This window comes from Phenylobacterium sp., from assembly GCF_036263695.1.
Classification (GTDB): Bacteria; Pseudomonadota; Alphaproteobacteria; order Caulobacterales; family Caulobacteraceae; genus Phenylobacterium.
In genome coordinates this window covers 1-4,201 of sequence record NZ_DATAGM010000245.1, presented here as the reverse complement: position 1 = coordinate 4,201, position 4,201 = coordinate 1, and the positions used below count along the sequence as shown (strand labels likewise).

Genomic DNA, 4,201 nt, shown 5'->3' with positions numbered 1-4,201 from the left:
CCCACGGCGATGGCGATGGCCGCCGCCAGGGCCCGGGCCGGGTGGGCCCGCCATTCGCCGAGGATCATCCAGCGCAGCGCGGTGGGGCTCGCCAGCCCCTCAGCCGCCATGGCGGGGCTCCAGCCCATGAGGGGTGAGCTGCAGCACCCGGTCGGCCGCCGCCGCCGCCGCCTCGGAGTGGGTCACCAGGATGGCCCCGGCGCCGGCCCGCCGCACCTCGCCCTCGAACAGCGCCAGCACCTTCCCGGCGGTCTCCGGATCGAGGTTGCCGGTCGGCTCGTCCGCCAGGATCAGCGCCGGGCGGTGGGCCAGGGCCCGGGCGATGGCGATCCGTTGCAGCTCGCCGCCCGACAGCTGCTGCGGGTAGTCCTCGGCCCGGCTGCCGAGGCCGACGGCGTCCAACATCTCCCGGGCCCGCTCCAGCGCCTGCGCCGCCGCGCGGCGCTGCAGCACCAGCGGCAGGGCGATGTTCTGGGCCAGGGTAAGGTGCGGCAGGATGTGGAAGGCCTGGAAGACGAAGCCGATCCGGTCCCGCCGCAGCAGGGTGCGTTCGTCGTCCGTGAGGCCGGAGAGGGGCCGGCCCTCGATCGCCACCTCGCCCGCGTCGGCCACGTCCAGGCCGCCGACCAGGTTGAGCAGGGTGGACTTGCCAACCCCGGACTCGCCCATCACCGCGACGAACTCGCCTGGCGCCAGGCGAAGGTCCAGACCCTCGAACAGCCGACGGCCGCCGGGCACGGACTTGGAGAGGCCGGTAAGGCTGACCAGCGGCGCGCCGGCGGGGGAGGGCATGCCCCAGCCTATCCCGCCGCCCGAGCCGTGCGCCAGCGGCGTCGTGGTTAAACTATTCGCAATAGATTACATTGCCGTAACTTCCTTAAATCGGCGTCATTACGGCCCTTTAACAAGACTTCTGCGGAGCGCCTGAGTATCCATCAGGTCATAGACGAACACGTCAACAACACCGCTGCTCAGGAGAAACGCAGATGACCAACTACACCAACAAGATCGCCGGCTTCGCCGCCATCGCCCTCGCCGCCCTGCCGCTGGTCGCCATCGCCGGCATCGCCGAAGCCGCCCCGGCCACCGTGCAGATCAGCGACCTCGACCTCTCCACCGCCGACGGCCAAGCCAAGTTCAAGGCCCGCGTGAAGGACGCCGCCGCCGAGTTCTGCAAGGGCAGCGAAATCACCGGCAGCCGCACCTCGGGCATGCGCAGCTGCATCGCTGCGGTCCAGGAGGAGATGACCGAGAAGCTCGCCGCGCACCAGGGCGCCGCCAAGACCTACGCCGCCCGCTAAGGGCGCCCCTGGGGCTCGGCCCCCTCCCAACCGCGCCCCCAATACAGAAACCCGCCGGTCTGCCCGGCGGGTTTCTTTGCGTCTTAGGTCCTCGACAAGCAGGTCGCGGTGCTGGCCGGTTGTTCTTTATCATTACACCTGAGTAACTTCCTTAAATCGACGTCATTACGCCCCTTTAAGAAGACATCGAAGACAAACGAAAGTATCTCCTAAGTCATCGACGGAAACGTCAACAACATCGCTGCTCAGGAGAAACGCAGATGACCAACTACGTGAACAAGATCGCCGGGATCGCCGCCATCGCCCTCGCCGCCCTGCCGCTGGTCGCGATCGCCGGCGTCGCCGAAGCCGCCAGCGTCAAGATCGGCGACATCGATCCCTCGACTGTCGAAGGCCAGCTGGAATTCCAGTCCCGCGTGAAGGATGCGGCGAACGACTACTGCCGCGCCAATGCACTCACCGGCAGCCGCCTCGCCTCGCACCGGACCTGCGTCGCCGCGGTTCATGACGAGATGAACGAAAAGCTGGTCAAGGTGCAGCAGGCCAAGGCGGAGAAGGCCCAGGCCTACGCCGCCCGCTAGACCTTCCGCCTGCGGCGGGCTGCTCCCCGCAAACGAAGCCCGCCGGTCTGCCCGGCGGGCTTCTTTCTATTGTTCGGATCCAGGGGCCGACGGGTAGGTCCCGAGTTCGAGGCCCTCCGCCTTGCAGAGCCGCTCGATGTCTTCAAACACGGCCCCCCGTGAAGAGTCGCGGCCCGGGGCGCCGCCGGGCCGGGGCTGAATGATCGCTCGAGCGACCCTCGCCTCAGGCAAAGGCGCTTCAAGCTCCAGGCGGAAGGCGGCTACCTCGGCAGGCTGCAGCCAGGCGATTCCACAATAGGTCCGCCGGTCGCGGCTCTCCCTCAGCTTCAGGATCTGTAACGGCGCGGAGGCGCCGTAGCGTTCCGCCACGAGGTCAGCGACGAGATCGCGCTTTTCCTTCGCGGTGAGCGGACCGCAGGCTGCGACCGAAGCCGCCAGCGCCGCTGAGGCCAATGCTCGCGAGATCACAACCCCCTCCGGCGTTCCGGAGGTTCAGCCTATCACGGCCTGCTCCGGGGGCAGGTCAGCCGCCGTAGCCCCGCGCGCCGTCGGGGTCGGCATCGTCCTCGCCGGGCGCCGCATAGCCGCCGTCGGGCAGGTCCTTGCCGCGCTGGGTCGACAGATCCGCTTCGCCGGGCAGGCGGGCGCCCTTGTCTTCGTCCGGCGTGGCCGCCGTCTGGTTCTTCTCTCGCTCGCCGCCGAAGGTGCGGGGATCGCGCCGTCCCGGCAGGCTGCCGCCATCCGTCAGGCTGCCTTCGGCCTTTTCGTTCTCGTTCGCCATCGGTGATCTCCTCTGCCAGCGAGACGACGATGGTGGCCTGCGGGTTCCCCCGGTGGTCAGATGAAGTCCTTGGGCCCGCCGCTCCAGACGTCTGGATCTGCATCGGCTCATGCTGGCGCAGGAGCGGCTGCGGTCAAGCCGCTGGCGACGGCCGGAGAGTGTGCGACTGTGAAGCCATGACCCGACTCGCCGCCCTCTGCCTCGCCGCCCTGGCTCTCGCGGCCACCGAAGCGCGCGCCGCCGACTACGTCTCCATCGTCCAGGAGGTGGAGGTCGCCCGCCCGCCCGAGGCGGTGTGGAAGAAGGTCGGCGGCTATTGCGACCTCGGCGGATGGATGCGGACCAGCTGCGAAATCACCGCCGGCAAGGACGGCGAGGTCGGGGCCGTGCGGCGGATCGCTGGTCGGATCGACGAGGTGCTGGTGGCCAGGAACGCCACCTCCTACACCTACGCCCAGCCCAAGAGCCCGATCGACTACCACGGCACGGTCGAGGTCGCGCCGGCGGCGGACGGGAAGGGGACCCGTATCGTCTACAGCCTGTTCTACGACGCAGAGTCGCTGGGGACCGCCGAGGCCAAGGCCGCCGACCGCGCCCGACGCGCGGCGATGTTTGCGAACGTGCTGAAGACCATGAAGACCCTCGCGGAGGCCGACTAGCGCGTGGCCCGCCAAGCGGCCCGGTGGTAGACTGCGGGAGAGCCGAACGGAGGTCGAACCGATGTCCGCCATCCTCTTCGCGGCCGCCCTTGCCGCTGGCGCGCCGCCCGCCGTGGCCGCGCCCGATACGCTGAACTGCAGGGCCGAGCGGCCCATCACCGCCCAGTCACTGGACCGCCCCGGCGCCCGCAGGCTGGCCGAGCTGCCGCCGGGATCCCTCTACCGCACCGTCCTGCGCCGGGTTGGCGACTGCGATATCGTTGAGGTCAACGTCCGGGGCGCCTGGACCTTGGAGCCCAGCGGACGGGCCCCGAGGCCGACGCCGGCCCGACGGTGACGGGTTAAGGCGTCGCGGCACAGCCTCGCCGCCTGCTGGGTGGGACGACTTGACCTGTCACCTCCGCAGTCGCCTGCTCAAGTGATAGGTCAGATGTCCCCCGGAGGCGCCGGAACGCCTGCGCCGGGACACTCTAACCAGTCACCGCCTGCGCGGGCTCCTTGCGCGGACGCCCGTAGAGCAGGCGCGTGCGCACGGTGTAGGTGAGCATCCCGTCCTCCGCGTACGGCGCGAGCGCGCGGCGCAGGTCGGTGTCGAAGGCGGCGGCAAGGTCGTGGCCGAGCTTGGCTCTCGCCCAGGTGGCCCGGGAATGTTCGCCGTCGATGAGGGCTTCGAGGTCCATCTGGACGTCGTGCGCGAACTCCAGCCGTCGCGGCTCGGCGATCCAGGCCTCGTGGGCGCGGGCCGCGCCGGCCATGGCCGGGCTGTTCCACTCTCCGCCGAGCCGCTCCACCCAGCCGCGGATCACGGCGCCGTAGGCCTCCCGCCAGGGCGCCTCGGCGGGACCGTCGCCCTCGACGATCGCGATGACGGCGTCAGGC

General features: G+C 69.9%; 8 protein-coding genes. 4 read left to right on the top strand and 4 right to left on the bottom strand.

The genetic code is table 11. From position 1 onward, the window contains the following. Positions 1 to 99: 99 nt before the first annotated feature. Positions 100 to 792: an ABC transporter ATP-binding protein gene (locus VHK87_RS09915; protein WP_329634734.1), complete on the bottom strand. Its 693-nt coding sequence runs from the start codon at positions 790 to 792 to the stop codon at positions 100 to 102. Positions 793 to 986: 194 nt separating this feature from the next. On the opposite strand from VHK87_RS09915, the gene VHK87_RS09910 reads away from it, so the two are divergent. Next, positions 987 to 1,301 (top strand): UrcA family protein, encoded by a 315-nt coding sequence (locus VHK87_RS09910; RefSeq protein WP_329634733.1) that lies wholly within the window; start codon positions 987 to 989, stop codon positions 1,299 to 1,301. Positions 1,302 to 1,561: 260 nt separating this feature from the next. Continuing rightward, on the top strand, positions 1,562 to 1,882 hold the full coding sequence (locus tag VHK87_RS09905; protein ID WP_329634732.1) for a UrcA family protein: 321 nt from the start codon (positions 1,562 to 1,564) through the stop codon (positions 1,880 to 1,882). A 66-nt stretch (positions 1,883 to 1,948) separates the two neighbouring features. Here the strand turns inward: VHK87_RS09905 and VHK87_RS09900 are convergent, their stop codons facing one another. Both VHK87_RS09900 and VHK87_RS09895 read right to left on the bottom strand, forming a co-directional pair. Next, positions 1,949 to 2,350 (bottom strand): hypothetical protein, encoded by a 402-nt coding sequence (locus tag VHK87_RS09900; protein WP_329634731.1) that lies wholly within the window; start codon positions 2,348 to 2,350, stop codon positions 1,949 to 1,951. 55 nt (positions 2,351 to 2,405) lie between these two features. Beyond that, positions 2,406 to 2,663 (bottom strand): hypothetical protein, encoded by a 258-nt coding sequence (locus tag VHK87_RS09895; protein WP_329634730.1) that lies wholly within the window; start codon positions 2,661 to 2,663, stop codon positions 2,406 to 2,408. Positions 2,664 to 2,839: 176 nt separating this feature from the next. Between VHK87_RS09895 and VHK87_RS09890 the strand changes: the two genes are divergently transcribed. Further along, positions 2,840 to 3,322 carry an SRPBCC family protein gene (locus tag VHK87_RS09890; RefSeq protein ID WP_329634729.1) on the top strand — a complete coding sequence of 161 codons (483 nt, stop codon included), beginning with the start codon at positions 2,840 to 2,842 and terminating at the stop codon, positions 3,320 to 3,322. Positions 3,323 to 3,383: 61 nt separating this feature from the next. Further along, the gene (locus tag VHK87_RS09885) at positions 3,384 to 3,659 is read left to right on the top strand and encodes a hypothetical protein (RefSeq protein ID WP_329634728.1); all 276 of its coding nucleotides are present in this window, start codon (positions 3,384 to 3,386) and stop codon (positions 3,657 to 3,659) included. 133 nt (positions 3,660 to 3,792) lie between these two features. On the opposite strand, the gene VHK87_RS09880 is transcribed toward VHK87_RS09885, so the two are convergent. Continuing rightward, on the bottom strand, positions 3,793 to 4,201 hold a 409-nt coding region (locus VHK87_RS09880; protein WP_329634727.1), incomplete at its 5' end, for a hypothetical protein.

Excerpts from the sequence above, each read along its gene's own strand:
- VHK87_RS09895 (WP_329634730.1), bottom strand. The coding sequence starts at position 2,663 with ATGGCGAACGAGAACGAAAAGGCCGAAGGCAGCCTGACGGATGGCGGC.
- VHK87_RS09890 (WP_329634729.1), top strand. The coding sequence starts at position 2,840 with ATGACCCGACTCGCCGCCCTCTGCCTCGCCGCCCTGGCTCTCGCGGCC.
- VHK87_RS09915 (WP_329634734.1), bottom strand. The coding sequence starts at position 792 with ATGCCCTCCCCCGCCGGCGCGCCGCTGGTCAGCCTTACCGGCCTCTCC.
- VHK87_RS09910 (WP_329634733.1), top strand. The coding sequence starts at position 987 with ATGACCAACTACACCAACAAGATCGCCGGCTTCGCCGCCATCGCCCTC.
- VHK87_RS09905 (WP_329634732.1), top strand. The coding sequence starts at position 1,562 with ATGACCAACTACGTGAACAAGATCGCCGGGATCGCCGCCATCGCCCTC.
- VHK87_RS09885 (WP_329634728.1), top strand. The coding sequence starts at position 3,384 with ATGTCCGCCATCCTCTTCGCGGCCGCCCTTGCCGCTGGCGCGCCGCCC.